The 17,462-nt window shown below is 68.4% G+C and carries 18 protein-coding genes; 4 read left to right on the forward strand and 14 right to left on the reverse strand.

Going from position 1 to position 17,462, the window contains the following annotated elements:
- Positions 1-336: 336 nt before the first annotated feature.
- Entirely contained in the window at positions 337-1,563 is a 1,227-nt protein-coding gene (locus tag ACQUS8_RS08290) for a TIGR00300 family protein (protein ID WP_435099403.1), read from the forward strand.
- Here ACQUS8_RS08290 and ACQUS8_RS08295 read toward each other — a convergent pair whose 3' ends face one another.
- On the reverse strand, positions 1,564-2,937 hold the full coding sequence (locus ACQUS8_RS08295) for an FAD-dependent oxidoreductase (RefSeq protein ID WP_435099405.1): 1,374 nt from the start codon (positions 2,935-2,937) through the stop codon (positions 1,564-1,566).
- Between the two features lie 403 nt (positions 2,938-3,340).
- Between ACQUS8_RS08295 and ACQUS8_RS08300 the strand changes: the two genes are divergently transcribed.
- Entirely contained in the window at positions 3,341-4,174 is an 834-nt protein-coding gene (locus ACQUS8_RS08300) for a hypothetical protein (protein ID WP_435099407.1), read from the forward strand.
- A gap of 166 nt (positions 4,175-4,340) precedes the next feature.
- Here ACQUS8_RS08300 and ACQUS8_RS08305 read toward each other — a convergent pair whose 3' ends face one another.
- From ACQUS8_RS08305 to ACQUS8_RS08350, 10 genes are all read right to left on the reverse strand, one after another.
- Positions 4,341-4,535: a cold-shock protein gene (locus tag ACQUS8_RS08305; protein ID WP_435099410.1), complete on the reverse strand. Its 195-nt coding sequence runs from the start codon at positions 4,533-4,535 to the stop codon at positions 4,341-4,343.
- A 304-nt stretch (positions 4,536-4,839) separates the two neighbouring features.
- On the reverse strand, positions 4,840-5,883 hold the full coding sequence (locus tag ACQUS8_RS08310) for a deoxyhypusine synthase (protein ID WP_435099413.1): 1,044 nt from the start codon (positions 5,881-5,883) through the stop codon (positions 4,840-4,842).
- Between the two features lie 45 nt (positions 5,884-5,928).
- Positions 5,929-6,693, reverse strand: coding sequence for a Nif3-like dinuclear metal center hexameric protein (locus ACQUS8_RS08315; RefSeq protein WP_435099416.1), 765 nt, complete (start codon positions 6,691-6,693; stop codon positions 5,929-5,931).
- A 153-nt stretch (positions 6,694-6,846) separates the two neighbouring features.
- Complete coding sequence (speB, locus tag ACQUS8_RS08320; RefSeq protein ID WP_435099419.1) at positions 6,847-7,698, reverse strand: agmatinase; 852 nt, start codon at positions 7,696-7,698, stop codon at positions 6,847-6,849.
- Positions 7,699-7,703: 5 nt separating this feature from the next.
- Complete coding sequence (locus ACQUS8_RS08325) at positions 7,704-8,084, reverse strand: translation initiation factor IF-5A (RefSeq protein ID WP_435099422.1); 381 nt, start codon at positions 8,082-8,084, stop codon at positions 7,704-7,706.
- A gap of 56 nt (positions 8,085-8,140) precedes the next feature.
- Positions 8,141-9,211 carry an aminotransferase class I/II-fold pyridoxal phosphate-dependent enzyme gene (locus ACQUS8_RS08330; protein ID WP_435099425.1) on the reverse strand — a complete coding sequence of 357 codons (1,071 nt, stop codon included), beginning with the start codon at positions 9,209-9,211 and terminating at the stop codon, positions 8,141-8,143.
- 48 nt (positions 9,212-9,259) lie between these two features.
- The gene (locus ACQUS8_RS08335) at positions 9,260-10,909 is read right to left on the reverse strand and encodes an ABC1 kinase family protein (RefSeq protein ID WP_435099428.1); all 1,650 of its coding nucleotides are present in this window, start codon (positions 10,907-10,909) and stop codon (positions 9,260-9,262) included.
- 3 nt (positions 10,910-10,912) lie between these two features.
- Positions 10,913-11,263, reverse strand: coding sequence for an Hsp20/alpha crystallin family protein (locus ACQUS8_RS08340; RefSeq protein ID WP_435099431.1), 351 nt, complete (start codon positions 11,261-11,263; stop codon positions 10,913-10,915).
- A gap of 165 nt (positions 11,264-11,428) precedes the next feature.
- On the reverse strand, positions 11,429-11,719 hold the full coding sequence (locus tag ACQUS8_RS08345) for a hypothetical protein (RefSeq protein WP_435099434.1): 291 nt from the start codon (positions 11,717-11,719) through the stop codon (positions 11,429-11,431).
- A gap of 6 nt (positions 11,720-11,725) precedes the next feature.
- Positions 11,726-12,715 (reverse strand): hypothetical protein, encoded by a 990-nt coding sequence (locus tag ACQUS8_RS08350; RefSeq protein ID WP_435099437.1) that lies wholly within the window; start codon positions 12,713-12,715, stop codon positions 11,726-11,728.
- A 158-nt stretch (positions 12,716-12,873) separates the two neighbouring features.
- On the opposite strand from ACQUS8_RS08350, the gene ACQUS8_RS08355 reads away from it, so the two are divergent.
- Complete coding sequence (locus ACQUS8_RS08355) at positions 12,874-14,094, forward strand: molybdopterin molybdotransferase MoeA (protein ID WP_435099440.1); 1,221 nt, start codon at positions 12,874-12,876, stop codon at positions 14,092-14,094.
- A complete protein-coding gene (locus ACQUS8_RS08360; RefSeq protein ID WP_435099443.1) occupies positions 14,091-15,971 on the forward strand; it encodes a molybdopterin biosynthesis protein in 1,881 nt (626 codons plus the stop codon). Before ACQUS8_RS08355 ends, ACQUS8_RS08360 begins: the two co-directional genes overlap by 4 nt.
- A gap of 17 nt (positions 15,972-15,988) precedes the next feature.
- On the opposite strand, the gene ACQUS8_RS08365 is transcribed toward ACQUS8_RS08360, so the two are convergent.
- The 3 genes from ACQUS8_RS08365 to ACQUS8_RS08375 form a co-directional block, all read right to left on the reverse strand.
- Positions 15,989-16,672, reverse strand: coding sequence for an HAD family hydrolase (locus ACQUS8_RS08365; RefSeq protein WP_435099446.1), 684 nt, complete (start codon positions 16,670-16,672; stop codon positions 15,989-15,991).
- 124 nt (positions 16,673-16,796) lie between these two features.
- Positions 16,797-17,180, reverse strand: a complete 384-nt coding sequence (gene lwrS / locus ACQUS8_RS08370; protein WP_435099449.1) for an LWR-salt protein — start codon at positions 17,178-17,180, stop codon at positions 16,797-16,799.
- Entirely contained in the window at positions 17,181-17,456 is a 276-nt protein-coding gene (locus ACQUS8_RS08375) for a 4a-hydroxytetrahydrobiopterin dehydratase (RefSeq protein WP_435099452.1), read from the reverse strand. It abuts the gene before it with no gap.
- Positions 17,457-17,462 lie beyond the last annotated feature (6 nt).

The following is a 17,462-nucleotide window of genomic DNA, read 5'->3' on the forward strand; positions in this document are numbered from 1 at the left end:
ATTCACCCGCATGAGTCCTTTTACCGAGTCACCCAGGTTCGCAGTGAACAGTGTCGGGGCCTATGTGGCCTCTCAGAGTGTACTCTATTCGCCTTTTGATTACGACTGTCCTCTCTCAGCAGGTAGCAGACGCGATTCTATGACGTTCGTTCACTTCTTTCCCGAAATGTATGGATAGAAAGCTGGCCTCGGCACTCATAGGGCTCCTCATCGTCCGAGTGCCACCCCGGACTCGGCCCGGTGGCGTCGTCATCGGCCACGTGGCCGTAGCCGCCACGGCGGTAAAACGCCACCGCACGGCGCAACCCTGATTGCGTCCGGCGACGACGCGCGAGTATGACCGTCTCGCGAACAGTCGAGCTGGAGGGCCACATTATCGACTCGGGGACGATGCAGCGCTGTTTCGAGGTCATCATGGACCTCGGCGGGGACTTCGACGTCGAGCAATTCGACGTCGGGCGCCACAAGGACGAGGAGTCCTACGCGCGCCTCAGCGTCACCGCGCCGGACGAGGGGACGCTCCAGTCCATCGTCCACGAGCTCCACCAGTCGGGTGTGAACCCCATCGACCCGGAGGACGCGACGCTGACGCCCGCGCCGGCGGACCGCGTGGTGCCACAGGGGTTCTACTCGACGACGAACCACCCGACGGACGTCCGGGTGAACGGGCAGTGGGTCGAAGTCGAGGACATCGAGATGGACTGCGCCATCGTCGTCGAGGACCCGGACGGCGACCCGACGGCGCGCACGCAGGTGTTGAACGGCATCGAGGCGGAGGACCTCGTGGTGACCGGCGAAGCCGGAATCCGCGTCCGGCCGCCCGAGCGCCCCCGCGACTCCTCGGGGCCGTTCGGGTTCATGCGTGGGGGCGTCTCCGCCGAACGACCCTCCGCGTCACTCATTCGGAAAGTCGCCGACGCGCTCCGCGAGGTGAAGGCGGCGGGCGGGAACGTCCTCGTCGTCGCCGGGCCCGCCGTCATCCACTCGGGTGCCGGCGACGCGCTCGCCGAACTCGTCCGTGAGGGGTACGTTGATGCGCTCTCGGCGGGGAACGGCTTCGCGACGCACGACATCGAGCGCGGTCTCTACGGGACGAGCCTCGGGATGAACATCGAGACCCTCGAGCATCCCAGGAAGGGCCACAAACACCACATCTACACCATCAGTGAGATCGTCCGCGCGGGCGGCATCGAGAACGCCGTCGCGGACGGCCTCGTCACGGAGGGCGTGATGTACGAGTGTGTCGAGAACGACGTGGACTTCGTGCTCGCGGGCTCGATTCGCGACGACGGCCCGCTCCCGGACACGATCACGGACACCGTGGAGGCACAGAACGAGATTCGCCGACAGGCCCACGACGCCGACATGGTGGTGATGCTCTCGACGCTGCTGCACTCGGTCGCCGTCGGGAACTGCCTGCCCTCCACGGCGCGCGTCGTCTGCGTCGACATCAACCCCGCGACCGTCACCCAACTGCTGGACCGCGGGAGCGCGCAGGCGCTCGGCCTCGTGACGGACGTCGGGACGTTCGTGCCGACGCTCGCGGACGAACTGCGCGAGTAGTTACTCGACGTCGATTTCGACGTCGTCGTCGCGCTCGCCGCGCGGGAACTCGTCGATGGTGTCCGCGCGGAACGCCTCCTCGTCGAACTCGTAGTCCTCGTCGAAGAAGTCGATGAGGGTGTGCGTGTCGCGCATCGCGTTCTTCAGACACGTCGAGGCACCGGGCGACGGCGTGATGTTGAAGATGATGTCGTCGCCGACGATCTTCGCCTCGCCCATGTCGAGGGTCTTGTTCTTCGTGTCGACGATCTGCGGGCGGACGCCGCCGTAGCCCTTCGCGCGCTTGATGTCGTCGAGTTCCATCGTCGGGACGACCTTCTGGACTTCCGGGAGGAAGGAGCGCCGGCCGACCTCCGGGACGTCGTAGACGAGGTTGCGGAGGACGTAGGGCAGGAGGATGCGGTCCGCGAGGATGTTCCCGTAGCTGAGGAAGGAGGCGACGTTCAGCCCGAAGACGTCGAGGAAGTCGCTGACGGTGTTCAGCCGACCGCGTTCGAGCGTCGGGACGAGTTTCGCGGTCGGCCCGAAGCGCGTGATGGAGCCGTCGTGGACGTCCGCGTCACCGTGGACGGCGGCGAACGGGAGCTTCTTCATCTGGAGCGTGTAGACCTTCCCGTTCAGCGGGCCGTCCTCCGCGAGGAAGAAGCTCCCCGCGACCGGGAGGAGGACTTTGTCCTGCCCGTAACCCATCTCCTTGGCGATCTGGAGGCTGTGCGAGCCGGCGGCGACGACGGCGACGTCACAGTCGAAGGGGCCCCGGTCGGTGGTGAGCGTGTAGCCGCTCGTCGTCTCCGTGATGTCGGTGACTTCCGTGCCGGTGTAGACGTCGACGCCCGTCTCCGCCTTCGCCTGCTCGACGAAGGACTGGGCGGTCTGTCCGTAGTCGACGACGTAGCCGTCGGGCGTCTGGAGCGCGAGCAGGTCCTTGCTCGGGTCGCGTCCCTCGACGACCTTCGGTTCGAGCTCCGCGATCTTCTCGCGGCCGATGGGGCGGAGCTTCGGGTAGAGGTCGCCGAAGCCCTCCTCGTGGTAGCGCTCTTCGAGGGAGGCGACCTCCTCGTCGCCGACGCCGAGGACCATCTTCGAGCGCTTCGAGTGCATCTCGCGGTCGGGGTCGTGGTTCTCGAGGTAGCCCGCGAGGAGTTCGGCGCCCTCCTTCACTTCCTCGGCCTTCTCGAGTGTGTAGTTCGTCTCGATGTCGCCGAAGTGGAGGGTCTGGGAGTTGTTCGTGTGGTGGGAGTTGATCTGGGCAATCTCCTCTTCCTTCTCGACGAGCGCGACCGACTCGACGTCGGTGAACTTCGCGACCGTGTAGAGGAGCGATGCGCCGCTGATACCGCCGCCGACGATGACTAAGTCGTACTCTCCGGACATGGTTAGAGTGTGGTGGGGCTACCTCACGCCTCACACTCCACCCGCTTAACTCATGTTCTATAGCCGCGTCAGCGGCCGACGACCGTCGGAATCGGGGTTCGACGTTTGTGTTATATTCGACTGACGGGTGAGTGAACACCAGCGCCGGCGCGATGGTGGCACTCAGGTAACAAATACGTAGAGGTATACGATAGGATCCCGCCACGTCACACGACCGAACAGTCTCTATCCGGCCTCCCTATCCCACCATCATTTGCCGTATGTACGCTTCTGAGGCCCTGTATACTCGATATAGCCGCCACCACTATTTTCCGTCTCACGACGCAACTGTCGAGTGCCTGTCAGCCTCAGCAGGTGATCCACCGTGCCATCACGTACGCACTACACTGCCGCGACAGTGGCAATGCTGCTCGTGGCCGCATTCGCCGGCGCCACGGCTGTGACCGCCCAGCAGACCGACCAGAACACCGATCGCTTCGAGCACCTCGACACGCAGGACGACGACGAGGACGACGCGCGCCTCCCCGCGAACTTCTCCGGGAAAATTCAGGTGAAGTTCGACTACAAGCGGACCGGGGACAAAGCGAAGTACAAGTACAAACTCGTCGTGAACTACGAGAACGGCGAGAAGGAGACGTACAAGATCACGCCGAAGGGAGACCTCGAGGACCGCAACCTCCCCTACGGTGATTTCCTTGAACGCGACGGCACGCTTGCCTTCGACGTCCACGAAGGCAACGACACCGCCTACCCCGTCGCGAAGGACGTCCCCGGGAAGTACACGGTCGAGTACAAGGCCACTGACCAGAAGGTCGAATTCAAGGCCACCTACACGTACGACGCCGGCGCGTCCAACAAGGACGTCCCCGGCTTCGACTTCAACGACGACCCCCGCGACGAGGACGACTTTAACCCCGTCAGCGAGGACATCGTCGGCCAGTACAAGACCGACTACAAGGCTACCGACTCCAAGAAGAAGGTGACCTTCCAGTACAAGAACACCGTCGAGAACGTCGACGAGCTCCCCTTCGACGTCGACCTCGACGACACCAGTAACGCCGACGGCGGCGACGCCGCCGTTCCCGTGATGCCGCAGGTCGTCGGCGACTACAAAGTCGAGTATAAGTCCACTGAGCAGAAGGTCGACCTCAAGGTCACCTACAAGGTCAAACAGCAGGACGTCGGCACTATCCCGGTCGACTTCAACCTCGACCCGGACAGTAGCGACGATACCTGACGCCCGCCGTCCATCGTCGGAACACCCCGCCTCTCGCTGCTCTTTTTCGACGTGGCCGTCGCTCCGAGGTGTCGTGTGTCTCCCGTTGAGCGACCGCGTCGCTCCCGGGTGTGTAAAAAACCGAAGTAACGTTAGTGTCGCCGAACGGCGACAGTACTAGTCCGAATTATGCGCGGACGACGTTCGTCGCGCGCGGGCCCTTGGGGGCGTCTTCGATCTCGAATTCAATCTCGGTGCCTTCAGTTAGGTCCTCACCGCCAACGTCCTCCATGTGGAAGAAAACGTCCTCGTCAGAGTCCTCAGTCGCGATGAAACCGTAGCCGCCCGTGTCGTTGAAGAAGTCAACCTTACCGGATGCCATTGCAAATAGACAAATGCCCTACCCACGGATAAGTATTCCGCATGTGTTTTCTGAAACTGTGGACTGGTATACGAATATCTAATACAGTCACTTTTTGGATTCCATCCGACTATACACTGGGTTCTCGGTGTATGGGACGACGAAACCAACACAATGTGCCGGTAGTTCGATGGTCTCGACACCGCCGACGCGCTCAGCCGGCGCCGAGAAGGCGACGGCGATGGCTCCCGGATTGACGGAAACCGTGAAAACGGAGCGCGGTGGACGGGGGTGACCAGAAACCGTTCGGGAGTGCCGTCTCGGTTCAGAGGCGTTCGCGCGTCGCCGCGACGACGAGCGGGAGCGTGATGGTGGCGTCCCCGACGACCGTCGCGTTCTCCGCGGTGGGCTTCAGTTTGCCCCACGAGCGTGCCTCGTCGAGTGTCGCGCCGGAGAGACCGCCGGTGTGCTCGGGGTCCATCGTCAGCTGGACGGCGTAGTCGTACGCCTCGGGGACGACGAGCATCGTCTGGAGGACGTAGTTCTTCGGAACGCCGCCGCCGACGACCATCGCGCCCGCCTTCTCGGCGTCGAACGCGAGGTCCGTGATGTGCGTCATGTCCGCGAGGGCGTCGAGCGTGAAGTCGCTCGTCTGCGAGTACATCCACGCCTGCAGGCCGAGCACGGAGTCCTGAATCGCCGGGACGTAGACCGGGACGTCGTGCTCGTAGGCCGCCGCCGCAATGCCGGCGTCCTCTTCGATGTCGTCCTCCTCGTTCACTTCGAGGTTCGCCTTCCCGAGCGCCTCGGTGAACTCCTGAATCGAGACGGTGCGCTCGACCTGTGGGAAGACGTGCTCGCGCAGGTGGGCCTCGAAGAGCGCGAAATGCTCCTGGGGCAGGTAGACGTTGTAAATCCGGTCGACTTCCTCCTCGCGGAGTCGCTCGTCGTACTCCGTCGGGTCCATCCCCGCGTGCTCGTCGCCCGCGCTCATCCGGTGGTCGTGCGGGCCCGCGTGGCCGTGATGGTGTTTCCCCCCGACGGCCTCGATGGCGTCGTGCGTCAGGTTCGCGCCCGTCGTGACGAGCGCGTCGATATGGCCGTCACGGATGAGTTCGACGACGACCTGGCGCATCCCCGTCGGGACCATCGCACCGGCGAGGCCGAAGAAGTTCGTCACGTCGTCGTCGCCGAGCATCTGCTCGTAGACGTCGACGGCGTGCGAGACGTCCGCCGCGCCGATGCCCGCGTGTCCGTACTGCTCGACGAGTTCGCCGACGGTCATGCCCGCGCTGACCTCCGCGTGGCCGAGCGGGTCGTGGTGGAACTCCTCGCGCTCGGGTTCCTCGTGGTCGTGGTCGTCGCTCATACCGACGACTCGGGCCGGCAGTGCTTTGAAGGGTCCGGGTTCGCCCTACAGGCCGGTCGGCACGTCGAGGTACGTCACCGCCGGCCCCCACCGCTCGGTGAGGTCCATCAGCGAGCGCACGCCGAACGTCTCGGTGCCGTAGTGCGTCCCACAGAAGACGTTGATCCCGGCTTCCTTCGCCTCGTGGTAGGTCTTGCCCTTCGGCTCACCCGTCACGAACGTGTCGACGCCCGCCTCGACGGCCTCGTCGAGGAAGTCCGCGCCCGCACCCGTCACGACGGCGACGTCCTCGACGGTCTCCGGGCCGAACTCGAGGGCGCGCACGCCCGTCCCGCCGTGGTCGAGCTCGGACTCGAGGCGCTCGCGGACGTCCTCGCGCGCGACGCCGCCCGCGTCACCGCGGAGGCCGATGGTTTCCGGGCCGACGTGCCCGATGCCTTCGAGGTTCGCGAGGCCAAGCACGTCTGCGACGCCCGCGGCATTCCCCAACTCGGGGTGGCCGTCGAGCGGGAGGTGCGAGACGTAGAGCGCGAGGTCGTTCTCGATAAGGGGGGCGATGCGGCCGTACTGCCGACCCGTAACGCGCTCGATGCCACCCCACGAGAGGCCGTGGTGCGTGACGAGGAGGTCCGCGTCCGCCCCCGCGGCCGCCTCGACAGTCTCGGCGACGGCGTCCACCGCGAACGCGACGCGCTCGACGTGTTTTTCCTCGGGGCCGACCTGCAGGCCGTTCGCCGAGGCGTCCACGTCCGCGAAATCATCGGTACGAAGGCGCTCGTCGTAACGCGAGACGAGTTCCGAGAGTTGCATACTCGGGCCAAGAGCGCCCCGCGACAAGAAGGGTGCGGGAGTTCAAACGCGGTGGCGACGCCACGCCCGCGTCTGCGCCGAGAGCGGGCCGTCGGCGGCCACCGCGAAACCGGTGGTGCGGCCCCCGACGGACGCGACGCACCACCTGTTCGCCTAGTCGCTAGCGTCAGCGCCCACGCCGGCGTCGCCCGTTCCCGCCATCGCGTCCGCGTGCGCGAAGACGAACTCGCGGAGGAGTTTCGCCGCGAGCACCGCGGCCTGCCCGTCGTCCCGGTCGTTCACCTCCACGATGTCGAACCCCGAGGCGTGGGGCGCGACGGTGCGCACGACGTCACGGAGCTCCCGCGAGGTGAGGCCGAACGGCTCCGGCGTGCCCGTCCCCGGGGCGTACGCCGGGTCCGCGGCGTCCACGTCCACCGAGAGGTAGACGTCCCGCTCGGCGAAGTCGGCGGGTGGCGTCCACTCGGGGACGGCCGCCGGTTCGACGACAGTGACGTCCGACTCCGCGGCGCGTTCCCACTCGGCCTCACAGCCCGAGCGCGCGCCCAGAATCACGGCTTCGTCGGCGACCTCGAGGGCGTGGCACGTCACCGTCGAGTGGCTCCACGAGTCACCGTCGTAGTCGGTGCGGAGGTCGAGGTGGGCGTCACAGACCACGAAGACGTCCGGGTCGAGGGCGTGCACCGGCGCCACCGAGACGGTGTGCTCGCCGCCGACGGTCAGCGGGACGGCGTCGTCGCGGGCGTAGTCCCGACAGACACTCGCGAGGTACTCACAGTACTCCTCGGCGTCGGTCCACGCGTGGACGTCGCCGTGGTCGGCGACGGATAGCTCGGAAAAGGAACGGTCGTAGGCGCGGTCGTAGTCCTCGAACGTCCCCGCGAACCGACGGACGCGCTCCGGTCCGAAGCGCGTCCCCGGCTGGAAGGACGTAGAGACGTCGAGCGGCGCGCCGACGACCACGTAGGCTGCAGCAGAGGTGTCCGCCGTCGCGCCGGGGAACATTCCGATTACTGGAGGACCTTCCGCTTGCCTTCCCACTCGAGGTACTCGATCTCGTCGTCGGGGTCGACGTCGACGTCGCCGGGAATCTCCATCGTGATGGTCTCGTAGGTCTCAAGGTCCATCACCTGAACGACGCTCTCGGACTCCTTGGAGACGATCTGGCCCTGCTTCCGGTTGATTATGGGGACCCAGATCTTCGCGTCGACCGGCTGGCTGAGCGAACGGCGCTTGCCGTCGAAGACGCCACGGGCCTCGATACGGGCCTTCGCGCTGCCGTGCTTGCCCGGCTTCGCGGTGGAGTAGCCGTCGATCTTACACGCGGCGTCCTCGATGATGACGTAGTTACCTTCCTGCAGGTCGCGGACTTCCTTCTGCTCTTTCGCCATACTCGCGATTCTCGCCTGCCGGGTATAAACCGTTTGGAACGCGCCAGCGAGCGCGCTTAGTGGTCGGCCGCGAGCACGTCCGCGACGCGCGTCAGGCCGGCCTCGAGTTCGTCGGACGGGAGGCCGAAGCCGATGCGGAAGTAGTCGTTGTAGCCGAAGCAGTCGCCCGGCGCGAGAACGACGCTCGCCTCCTCGACGACCGTCCGACAGAAGTCGCGCGAGCCCGTGTATCCCTCCGGAACGGTGACGAAGCCGTTGGGCCCGACGGGGTCGTGCCAGTCGAGGCCGTGCTCGTCGAGGAAGTCGGCGACGCGCTCGCGGTTCCGCTCGACGTGCGCGCGGTTCTCGGCGAGGATGTCGGCCTTCCGGGTGATGGCTTGCTCGGCGACGTGCTGGTCGAGTTTCCCGACGGAGATGCTCGTGTAGTCCTTGAGTTCCCACGCGCGCTCGACGACGGCCTCAGGGCCGACGAGCCAGCCGAACCGCAGTCCCGCCAATCCGTAGGCCTTGCTGACGCTCGCGGTGCTGACGGCGTTCGGCCCAAGGGTCGCGACGGGTGGATGGGGATCGTCGGCGAGTTCGCGGTACACCTCGTCGCAGTAGAGGTAGGCCCCGGCGTCCGTGGCGACGTCGTAGAGTTCCTCGACGGTCTCCCAGTCGGCGTACGACCCGGTGGGGTTGTTCGGGTTGTTGAGCACGACGACGCGGGTGTCGTCGCGAATCGCGTCGCGGACGGCCTCGACGTCGAGCGTCCAGTCCGGGCCGGAAAGCGGGACTTCGGTGACGTCCGCCATCGATTCGGGAATCCGGTGGAGCGCCTCGTAGGTCGGCGTGACGACGACGGCGTGCCCGCCGTCCTCCAGAATGGCTTGGAGGCCGAGGTAGTTCGCCTCCTGTGTCCCGCAGGTGAACAGTACCTCCTCGCGGGTGCGGCCGTGTTCCTCGGCGACGCGCTCGCGGAACGCGGGATCGCCGTCAGTCGGGATGACGTAGCCGAGCTCGCCGGCGCCGTAGTCGAAGCGCGCAGCCTCGAGCGGCCGGACGCCGGATTCGGCGAGCATCAGGTCGGCGTCGTGTTCGTACTCGGCGAACCAGCGTTCGAGTTCGAACGGCGGGAGCGGGTCCATGGTCGCTCCTCTCGCGCGATCGGGTTAACGCTCACCACTCCCGTGTCGCTACGGGCGCTCGTCTCCGGGGGTGAGCGCGTCGCGACCGCGCGTCCCGCGACGCCGCCGGAACGAACGCCAGCAGAGCAGGCCGACGACGGCCGTCGCGGCGGCGGCGACGGCCGCGATCCGGTGGGCGGCGTCCGCGTAGAGCAGCCCGGTGGAGACGACGCCGGCACCGAAGAGGAGGCCGGTGACGAGGCGTGCGGCGAGCGCGTCGAGGTAGCCGCCGGAGTCCTCGACGGCGGCACGGACGTAGAAGTCGTCCCGGTCGACGCGGTCGAGCGCGCGTTCGAGTTTCGGCGCGAGGCGGAGCGAGGAGCGCGCCGACACGGAGAGTTGCTCGCCGGTGTCGGTGACGAACTCGCGCGCGCCGCGTTCGTAGTAGCCTCGCTCGCCGAGGTAGTCGGTGGCGACGGTGACGAAGTCGAAGTCGGGGTCGAGCGTGAGACAGACGCCCTCGACGACCGTGGCGACGCGGAGGACGAGCGCGAGGTTCGAGGGGAGCCGCAGGGGGAACTCATAGATGGTGTCCTCGACCTTGGAGACGATCTGCTGGACGCGGTACTGCTCGACGGACTCGCCGCGGGCGTCCGCGATGGCGAGTTCCATCACTTCGGCCATCGTCGCACGGTCGGCCTCAGGGCTCAGGGTGCCCATCTCGACGAGGGTGTCGAGGATGGCCTCGATGTCCTGGTTCGCGACGGCGACGTAGAAGTCGACGATGTGGCCCTGCACGGACTCGTCCACCCGACCGCTCATCCCGAAATCGTAGAAGACGATGGTGCCGTCGTCTTGGACGGCGAGGTTCCCCGGGTGGGGGTCGGCGTGGAAGACGCCGTCCTCGACGATCATCTGGAGGTAGGTGCGCTCCAGGTTCTCGGCGACGGCGTGTCTGTCCACCCCCGCGGCATCGAGCGCGTCGACGTCGCTGATCTTGGTGCCTTCGAGGTACTCCATCGTGAGGACGCGCTCGCCGGAGTGGGAGTCGTGGACGGCGGGAATCGCGACGGCGTCGTCGTCTGCGAAGTTCGACCGGATTTCCTCAAGCATCGCGGCTTCGCGCGAGTAGTCCATCTCCTCGCGCAGCGTCGTGTCGAACTCCTCGGCGAGGTTCTCGAGGCTGAACGCGCGCGCGTCGTCCACGAAGAACAGCAGGATCGGGAGCGACCACGAGACGACGCGCAGGTCGGCGGTGACGAGCGGTTCGATTCCGGGGCGTCGGACCTTCACGGCGACGTCCTCGCCCTTGAGCGTCGCCGTATACACTTGCCCGAGGCTTGCGCCGCTGATGGCCTCGGTGTCGAAGTCGTCGTACGCCTCCTCGACGGGGCCGACTTCCGCTTCCAGCACCTCGCGAGCCTCGCGCCAGTCGGCCGGCGGCACCCGGTCTTGGAGTTGAGCGAGTTCCTCGACGTACTCCGGCGGGAGGACGTCCGGGCGCGTCGAGAGCAACTGCCCGAGTTTGATGAACGTCGGCCCGAGCGTGAGGAGACTGTCCACGAGGCGCTCGGCGCGTCGCACGCGGCGTTCGCTGGAGACGGCGCGCGGCCCGCCGAAGAGGAGGAAACGCCGCCTGTCGCGGGCGTACGACCAGACGAGTGGGAGGAACTGCCACGTGACGACGACGAAGCGCCGATAGGCGCGCAGTGACGCCACGCGCTACCCCTCGACGGGCACGCGGACGCCGTCCCCGTCGGATTTCGGGAGGACGACGTCGAGGACGCCGTTCTCCAGCGTCGCGGTGGCGTCCGCGCTCGCGACGTTCGGCGGGAGCGGCACCTCGAACTCGAGGAAGACGGCCCGCTCCTCGCGACGGTAGTCGAAGCCGTCGGGGACGTCCTTCTCGCGACGGGCGTCGACGTGGAGAGTATACGCCCGCACGTCCACGTCGACGGTGTCGGCGCTGACGCCCGGCACGTCGAAGACGAGCCGGTAGGCGTCGTCGCTCTCGGCGAAGTCGGCGAAGACGGCGTCGGGGAGTTCGCGGAGCGCGTCGCGAAGCCGGGACATGGTCGCGGCTTCGGGCGCGTGGTCGAAAAAGGCGGTGGTCGCGGCGGCTCAGCGGTCGGGCACGCCGAGCGGGTCGACGTGCAGGCCGACGATGCCGAGCGCAGCGGCGGAGAGCGCGGCGACGACCCACGCGAACCAGCGCCGGAAGCGAGGCTCCCGGCTGGCTCACGAGAACGACGCGTTCTCGTGAACGCCGATACCGGCGGCGCGGGGCCAATCTACGGGGTAGCGCCATTTGATGACGCCGACCCATGCGAGCAGCGCCAGCAGGGGATCGACGACCGGCACGGCGCCGGCCAGCGCGTACGCGAGCGCGCCGCAGAGCGCGGTCACGAGCGCGTGGTCGTAGCCGAACGGTCGCGAGAGCGTGCGGGCGGCGAGCGCGAGCGCGCCGCCGCCGAGCAGGAGGCCGACGGCGAGCGAGAGCGCGTGCTCACCGCCGGCAGGGGGAATCATCGGGCGTTACGCGTCGGCGCTCGCGGACGCCTGGCCGCCGGCCTCGGCGTCAACGCCGAAGAAGCCGCTGACGGCGGCGCCGAGGTTCGAGACCTCACTCTGAATCGTGGACGCGATGCCGCCCTGCGCGTTCCCGGACGCGCTGGCGGCGGCGTTCGCGTTCGCCGAGGCGTCGGCGCTCACGTCAGCGTCGGCGTTCGCGGCAGCGTTCGCGGCGGCCTGACCGGACGCCGAAGCGGCGCCGGACGCGTCACCGTCGGCCGCAGCCGAGCCGGTCGCGCGGGCGTCGGTGGTCGCGTTCGCCGAGGCATTCACGTCGGCGTCGGCGCTCGCGTTGGCGTCAGCCGTAGCGGAGCCGTTCGCGTCGGCGGAGCCGCCGACGATACCGCTGACAGCGGCGCCGAGGTTCGAGATCTCACCGCTCACGAACGCGCGGATGGACGAGTGGATCTCGGTCACGTGCTCCGGGACGTTCGCGGGCATGTCGACCGGTGGGCCGGCCGACGCGTTCGCGTCGACGTCACCCTCCGCGTCGGCGGAGACGTTCACGCCGGCACCGGCGGACGCCTCGGCCTCAGCGGAGCCGTCGGCGCTGGCTTCCGCGGAGACGTTCGCGGAGTCGTTCACGTCAGCGTCGACGCTGGCGCCGTCACCGTCAGCGGAGACGGAGACGCCGGCGTCAGTCTCGGCGTCAGTTGACGCGTCGGCGTCAGTCGTGGTGTCGGCGGACGTCGAACCGTCCGCGGACGCGTTCGCGTCACTGTCCGCGTCGGCGCTCGACGTGGTGTTCGTGTCGCCGGACGTGCTCGAGCCGTCCGAGGTGTTCGCGGACGTGGTGCTGTCCGCGGACGCACTCGTGCTCGCGGAGCCGTCGTCGCTACTCGCGGTGCCGTCGACCGTGACACCGGTGTCTGTGCTGACGTCGATCGCGGACGCGCCGCCCGCGGTGACGAGCAGGGCGACGAGCGCCACGATACCGAGTTGGGTGAGCTTCATCTGTCGTGCCTCCACCCGGGTCCCATGGCCCGACGGGTAATGAACCGGGGAGACCGTATCCGGCGGTTTGAGGCCCGATTAAGCCGAATTAATTCGATTTAACGGTCGCCGTCGCGGGTGACCGGGCGTTTTTCGGCCGGCCCCACGAAGGAGTGGGTATGACCGGAACTCACGACCGACGGCGCGCGGGGTTCAAGGAGCGGACCCGGGTGGCCGAGGCCCGGGCGCGACTCCGCGAGGCCGTCGTCACGCACGACCGAACGACGTCGGTCGCGGTGGCCGACGCGGCGGGCCGGACGCTCGCCGTCCCCGTCACCGCGGCGCGCGATGTCCCGGGCTACGAGCGCGCGGCGATGGACGGCTACGCGGTCCGCGCCGCCGACACCTTCGGCGCGAGCGAGCGCGACCCCGCCGTCCTCCGCGCGAGCGAGACGATGGCCCCCGAGACCGCCGTCCGCGTTCACACCGGGAGCGAACTCCCCGAGGGCGCGGACGCGGTCGTGATGATCGAGCAGGTGGCGGAGGTCGGCGGGGACGTCGAGGTGCTTGACGCGGTGGCGGTCGGCGAGAACGTCGGCGCTCCCGACGAGGACGTCGCCGCGGGCCAGCACCTCCACGACGCCGGCCACCGCCTCCGCCCCTCCGACCTCGGCCTCCTGAAGGCGAGCGGTGTCCGCGACGTGACAGTGTACGACCGCCCCGAGGTCGCCGTGATTCCGACCGGCGAGGAACTCGTCCAGTCCGACCCCGATCCCGGCGAGGTCGTCGAGACGAACGGCCTCACCGTCTCCCGCCTCGTCGAAGGCTGGGGCGGGCGGGCACGCTACCGCGACGTCGTGACCGACGAGGAGGACGCTCTCCGCGCGGCTATCGAGGGCGACCTCGACGCCGATGTCGTCGTCACCACCGGCGGGTCGAGCGTCGGCGAACGCGACCTGACGCCGGACGTCGTCGAGGACCTCGGCGAACTCGTCTTCCACGGCGTCGCGCTCAAACCCGGCCACCCGGTCGCCGCGGGCGTCGTCGAGGACACGCCCGTCCTCTGTCTCCCCGGCTACCCGGTCGCCTGCATCGTCAACGCCGTCCAGTTCCTCCGGCCCGCGATGAAGCAGGCAGGCGGGATGCCCATTCCGGCGTTCCCACAGATCGAGGCCGAACTCTCGGGGAAACTCCGGAGTGAACCCGGCGTACGGACGTACGCGCGCGTGTCGCTCGAGGAGACCGACGACGGATACGTCGCCGACCCCGTCCACACGAGCGGGTCCGGCGTCCTCTCCAGCGTCTCGCTCGCCGACGGGTGGGTCGTGGTTCCGGAGCCCGCGGAGGGCGTCGCCGCCGGCGAGACCGTGACCGTCGAACAGTGGGAGGTCCGACCATGACGGACCGGAAGGAGTTCCGCGACCTCGCCTCGCCCGAGGACGCCCACGAGACCGTCGCGAGCCTCGACATCGACCCCGACCCCGAGACCGTTCCGCTGCGGGAGGCTCGCGGTCGGGTGCTCGCCGAGCGCGTCGACGCCGGTATCGACGTCCCCGGGTTCGACCGCGCGTCGATGGACGGCTACGCGGTCCGCGCCGCCGACACCTTCGGCGCGGACGAGACCGACCCCGTCGTCCTGCCCAAGACCGGCGTCGTCCACGCCGGCGAGGAACCAGACGTCGAAGTCGGTGAGGGCGAGTGCGTCGAAATCTCGACGGGTGCCGTAATGCCCGCGGGCGCGGACGCCGTCGTCCCGGTCGAACGCACCACCGAACGAAACGGCGAAATCGCCTTCGAGACGGCCGTCGCACCCGGTGACAGCGTGATGGCGGCCGGTGCGGACGTCGCCGCCGGCGAGCGCGCGCTCGGCCCCGGCACCGAGTTGACCCCGCGCGAAATCGGCCTCCTGTCGGCGCTCGGCGTCGAGTCGGTGCCCGTCCGTGGCAAGCCGACCGTCGGCGTCATCTCGACCGGCGACGAACTCGTCCGGCCGGGCGAGCCCCTCGAGCATCGCGCCGGCGAGATTTACGACGTGAACTCCTACACTGTCGCCGCCGCCATCGAGGAGGCGGGCGGCGAGGCCGTCCTCTACCCGCACGCCGGCGACGACTACGCGGAGATGGAGCGTCAGCTCCGCACCGCAGCCGACGAGTGCGACCTCGTCCTCACCTCCGGGTCCACCTCGGCCTCGGCCGTCGACGTCGTCTACCGCGTCATCGAGGAGCGCGGCGAGTTGCTCCTGCACGGCGTCGCCGTCAAACCCGGAAAGCCGATGCTCGTCGGGCGCTTCGAGGACGCCGCCTACGTCGGCCTCCCCGGCTATCCGGTCTCCGCACTCACCATCTTCCGGACGTTCGTCGCGCCGGCGATTCGGGACGCCGCCGGGAAACCGGAACCCGAGCGCGCCACCGTCGAGGGCCGAATGGCCGTCCAGGAACGCTACGGTCAGGGCCGCACCCGCCTCATGCCGGTCGGCCTCCTCGAGGACGGAGCGGGCGACACCCTCGTCTATCCCGTCGACAAAGGGAGCGGCGCGACCACGTCGCTCGTCGAGGCCGACGGCGTCGTCGAAGTCGACGCCGACACCGACTACCTCGCCGCCGGCGAGTCCGTGGCCGTCGAGTTGTTCTCGCCGGACGTCCGGCCGCCGTCCGTGCTCTGTATCGGCGAGGACGACCCCGCGTTCGCCCGCCTCCTCGACGGCGTGCGCAACCCGCGCTACCTCGCGGAAGGCACGCGCTCGGGATTCAGACGGCTCCGCGACGACCTCCCGGACGTCGTCGTCGCGAGCGGTCCGCTCGAACCGGAGGAAGAAACGGAGACACTCGCGTCGTGGACGCGCGAGTGGGGTCTCGTCGTCCCCGAGGGCAACCCGCAGAACGTCGACGGCCTCGTGGACCTCCTCGATGCCGACCTCGACTTCCTGAATCGCACAACGGCGAGCGGCCTGCGCGTGTCCCTCGACGCCGCGCTCGACGACCTCGCCGGCGAGGGCGAAACCGGCCGCGAGCTCGCCGGGCGTATCGCGGGCTACGAACGAACTGTTCGCGCCCACGAGAGCCCCGCGCGGAAAGTCGCGGCCGGCGACGTCGACGTCGGCCTCGGCCTCCGTGCGAGCGCCGCGAAACTCGGCCTCGACTTCGTCCCCGTCGGCGCGGAGTCGGTGCGCGTCCTCGCGAACCCCGGGCGCATCGAGAAAGCGGGCGTCCGGGAGCTAGAGCGCGCGCTCGACGGCGTTGAAAGCGTCGTCGCCGACCTGCCCGGGTACGAGGCATAGTCGCTTACCGGGCCGACTCACGTCTCGCGTCGCTCGCGGTCGCCCGTTGCGCGCCCGCTCGTGCTGCTCGAGAGCGCGAGGTCGGCGAACGACTCGATGCGGTGGTCGCCGAGGACGCAGACGCCGCGCCGGTGCGGGTCGTGGCGTTCGACGTGGATGGACTCCAGGCCGGCATTCGCCGCCGCCCCGATGTCGCTCGCGCCGTCGCCCGCGTAGACGCCGTGCGCGGTCGGCGCGACGCCGAGGTCGCCGCGTGCGAGGTCGAGCGGACGGGGCGAGGGCTTGTAGCCGGTCTCGTCGTCGCACGCCACGACGACGTCGAACCAGTCTCGGACGTCGAGGCGGTCGAGTACTGCGTCAGTCGCCGGTGCCGGACAGTGCGTCACCAGCCCGACCGGCTCGTCGAGGTCCGCGACGAACGCCGCGTCGTCGTAGAGGTACGTCGCCTCCGCGCGCTCCACGGGGTCGTCGAGCGCGTCGAAGACCTCCCAGAACGCCTGCGGGTCGTACCCCCACTCGCGGAGCAGGTCGTCGCGGTCGCCGCCGAGCCCGTGCCAGAGCACCTCGGCCTGACGGTCGCTGAAGGACACGCCGAGCTCGGCCTCAACGCGGTCGAACACCTCGCGCGTGTACGACCACTCCGTGTCCACGAGCGTCCCGTCGAGGTCGAGCAACCAGTAGTCGTAGCCCGGGTCAACCATCTACCCGGACGTACGCCGTCACCCGATAAGTCCCTTACGCGGCCCCGGAACGGACGACGACCCTCACTGGTCACCCGGGGTCGCGTGGCTCACCTTCGGCGTTCGCACGTTCGGCGACCCCTCCCTACTCGCTCGGGGCCGTCTGCACTTCGAGCGAACTCCCGAGATACTTGTTCACGACCTCGTCAACGGTGTCAGCGCGGAACGCCTCGAGGTCGTCGGCGATGGCCTCGCGGAACGCCGTCCGGTACTCCTCGTCCACCTCGAACGACCGATACTCGACGCTCAACACCGTGACATCCAGCGCCTCCGCGGTGAGGTCGCGGAAGTGCGCGTCGTCCGCGAGCTCGCCGCGCCAGAGGTTGTCGCGGAAGAACCGCCAGCCCTCCTCGCCCGGCTCGTCGGCGTCGCGGTAGAGACGCGTCTCGAACGAGTTCGGTTCGAGGGAGACGTCACGCGCCGCCGGTTCCAGCCGAAAGCGGACCGCGAAGACGTACCGCCCCTCCATCTACCTGAGCGCGTCACACTCCGCGGCCAGTTCGAGGTCCTGCTCGGTGACCCCGCCCGCCTCGTGGCTCGTGAAGCGAACCTCGACGGTGTCGTACTCGATGACGATTGTCGGGTGGTGGAACGCCTCGTCCGCGAGCTCGCCCACCTCGCTCGCGAACGCGACGCCCGCGAGGTAGTCGTTGAACTTGTAGGTGCGACTGATTTCGTCGTCTTCCAGTTCCCACTCGGACGGCAGTCGCTCCTCGACGTCCTCGTCGCTCAGTGTTTCTGCCATACTCAG

The sequence above is a fragment of the Halarchaeum sp. P4 genome, assembly GCF_051195175.1.
In the GTDB taxonomy this organism is placed as follows: Archaea; Halobacteriota; Halobacteria; order Halobacteriales; family Halobacteriaceae; genus Halarchaeum.

Excerpts from the sequence above, each read along its gene's own strand:
- ACQUS8_RS08290 (WP_435099403.1), top strand. The coding sequence starts at position 337 with ATGACCGTCTCGCGAACAGTCGAGCTGGAGGGCCACATTATCGACTCG.
- ACQUS8_RS08295 (WP_435099405.1), bottom strand. The coding sequence starts at position 2,937 with ATGTCCGGAGAGTACGACTTAGTCATCGTCGGCGGCGGTATCAGCGGC.
- ACQUS8_RS08300 (WP_435099407.1), top strand. The coding sequence starts at position 3,341 with ATGCTGCTCGTGGCCGCATTCGCCGGCGCCACGGCTGTGACCGCCCAG.
- ACQUS8_RS08305 (WP_435099410.1), bottom strand. The coding sequence starts at position 4,535 with ATGGCATCCGGTAAGGTTGACTTCTTCAACGACACGGGCGGCTACGGT.
- ACQUS8_RS08310 (WP_435099413.1), bottom strand. The coding sequence starts at position 5,883 with ATGAGCGACGACCACGACCACGAGGAACCCGAGCGCGAGGAGTTCCAC.
- ACQUS8_RS08315 (WP_435099416.1), bottom strand. The coding sequence starts at position 6,693 with ATGCAACTCTCGGAACTCGTCTCGCGTTACGACGAGCGCCTTCGTACC.
- speB (WP_435099419.1), bottom strand. The coding sequence starts at position 7,698 with ATGTTCCCCGGCGCGACGGCGGACACCTCTGCTGCAGCCTACGTGGTC.
- ACQUS8_RS08325 (WP_435099422.1), bottom strand. The coding sequence starts at position 8,084 with ATGGCGAAAGAGCAGAAGGAAGTCCGCGACCTGCAGGAAGGTAACTAC.
- ACQUS8_RS08330 (WP_435099425.1), bottom strand. The coding sequence starts at position 9,211 with ATGGACCCGCTCCCGCCGTTCGAACTCGAACGCTGGTTCGCCGAGTAC.
- ACQUS8_RS08340 (WP_435099431.1), bottom strand. The coding sequence starts at position 11,263 with ATGTCCCGGCTTCGCGACGCGCTCCGCGAACTCCCCGACGCCGTCTTC.
- ACQUS8_RS08345 (WP_435099434.1), bottom strand. The coding sequence starts at position 11,719 with ATGATTCCCCCTGCCGGCGGTGAGCACGCGCTCTCGCTCGCCGTCGGC.
- ACQUS8_RS08350 (WP_435099437.1), bottom strand. The coding sequence starts at position 12,715 with ATGAAGCTCACCCAACTCGGTATCGTGGCGCTCGTCGCCCTGCTCGTC.
- ACQUS8_RS08355 (WP_435099440.1), top strand. The coding sequence starts at position 12,874 with ATGACCGGAACTCACGACCGACGGCGCGCGGGGTTCAAGGAGCGGACC.
- ACQUS8_RS08360 (WP_435099443.1), top strand. The coding sequence starts at position 14,091 with ATGACGGACCGGAAGGAGTTCCGCGACCTCGCCTCGCCCGAGGACGCC.
- ACQUS8_RS08365 (WP_435099446.1), bottom strand. The coding sequence starts at position 16,672 with ATGGTTGACCCGGGCTACGACTACTGGTTGCTCGACCTCGACGGGACG.
- lwrS (WP_435099449.1), bottom strand. The coding sequence starts at position 17,180 with ATGGAGGGGCGGTACGTCTTCGCGGTCCGCTTTCGGCTGGAACCGGCG.
- ACQUS8_RS08375 (WP_435099452.1), bottom strand. The coding sequence starts at position 17,456 with ATGGCAGAAACACTGAGCGACGAGGACGTCGAGGAGCGACTGCCGTCC.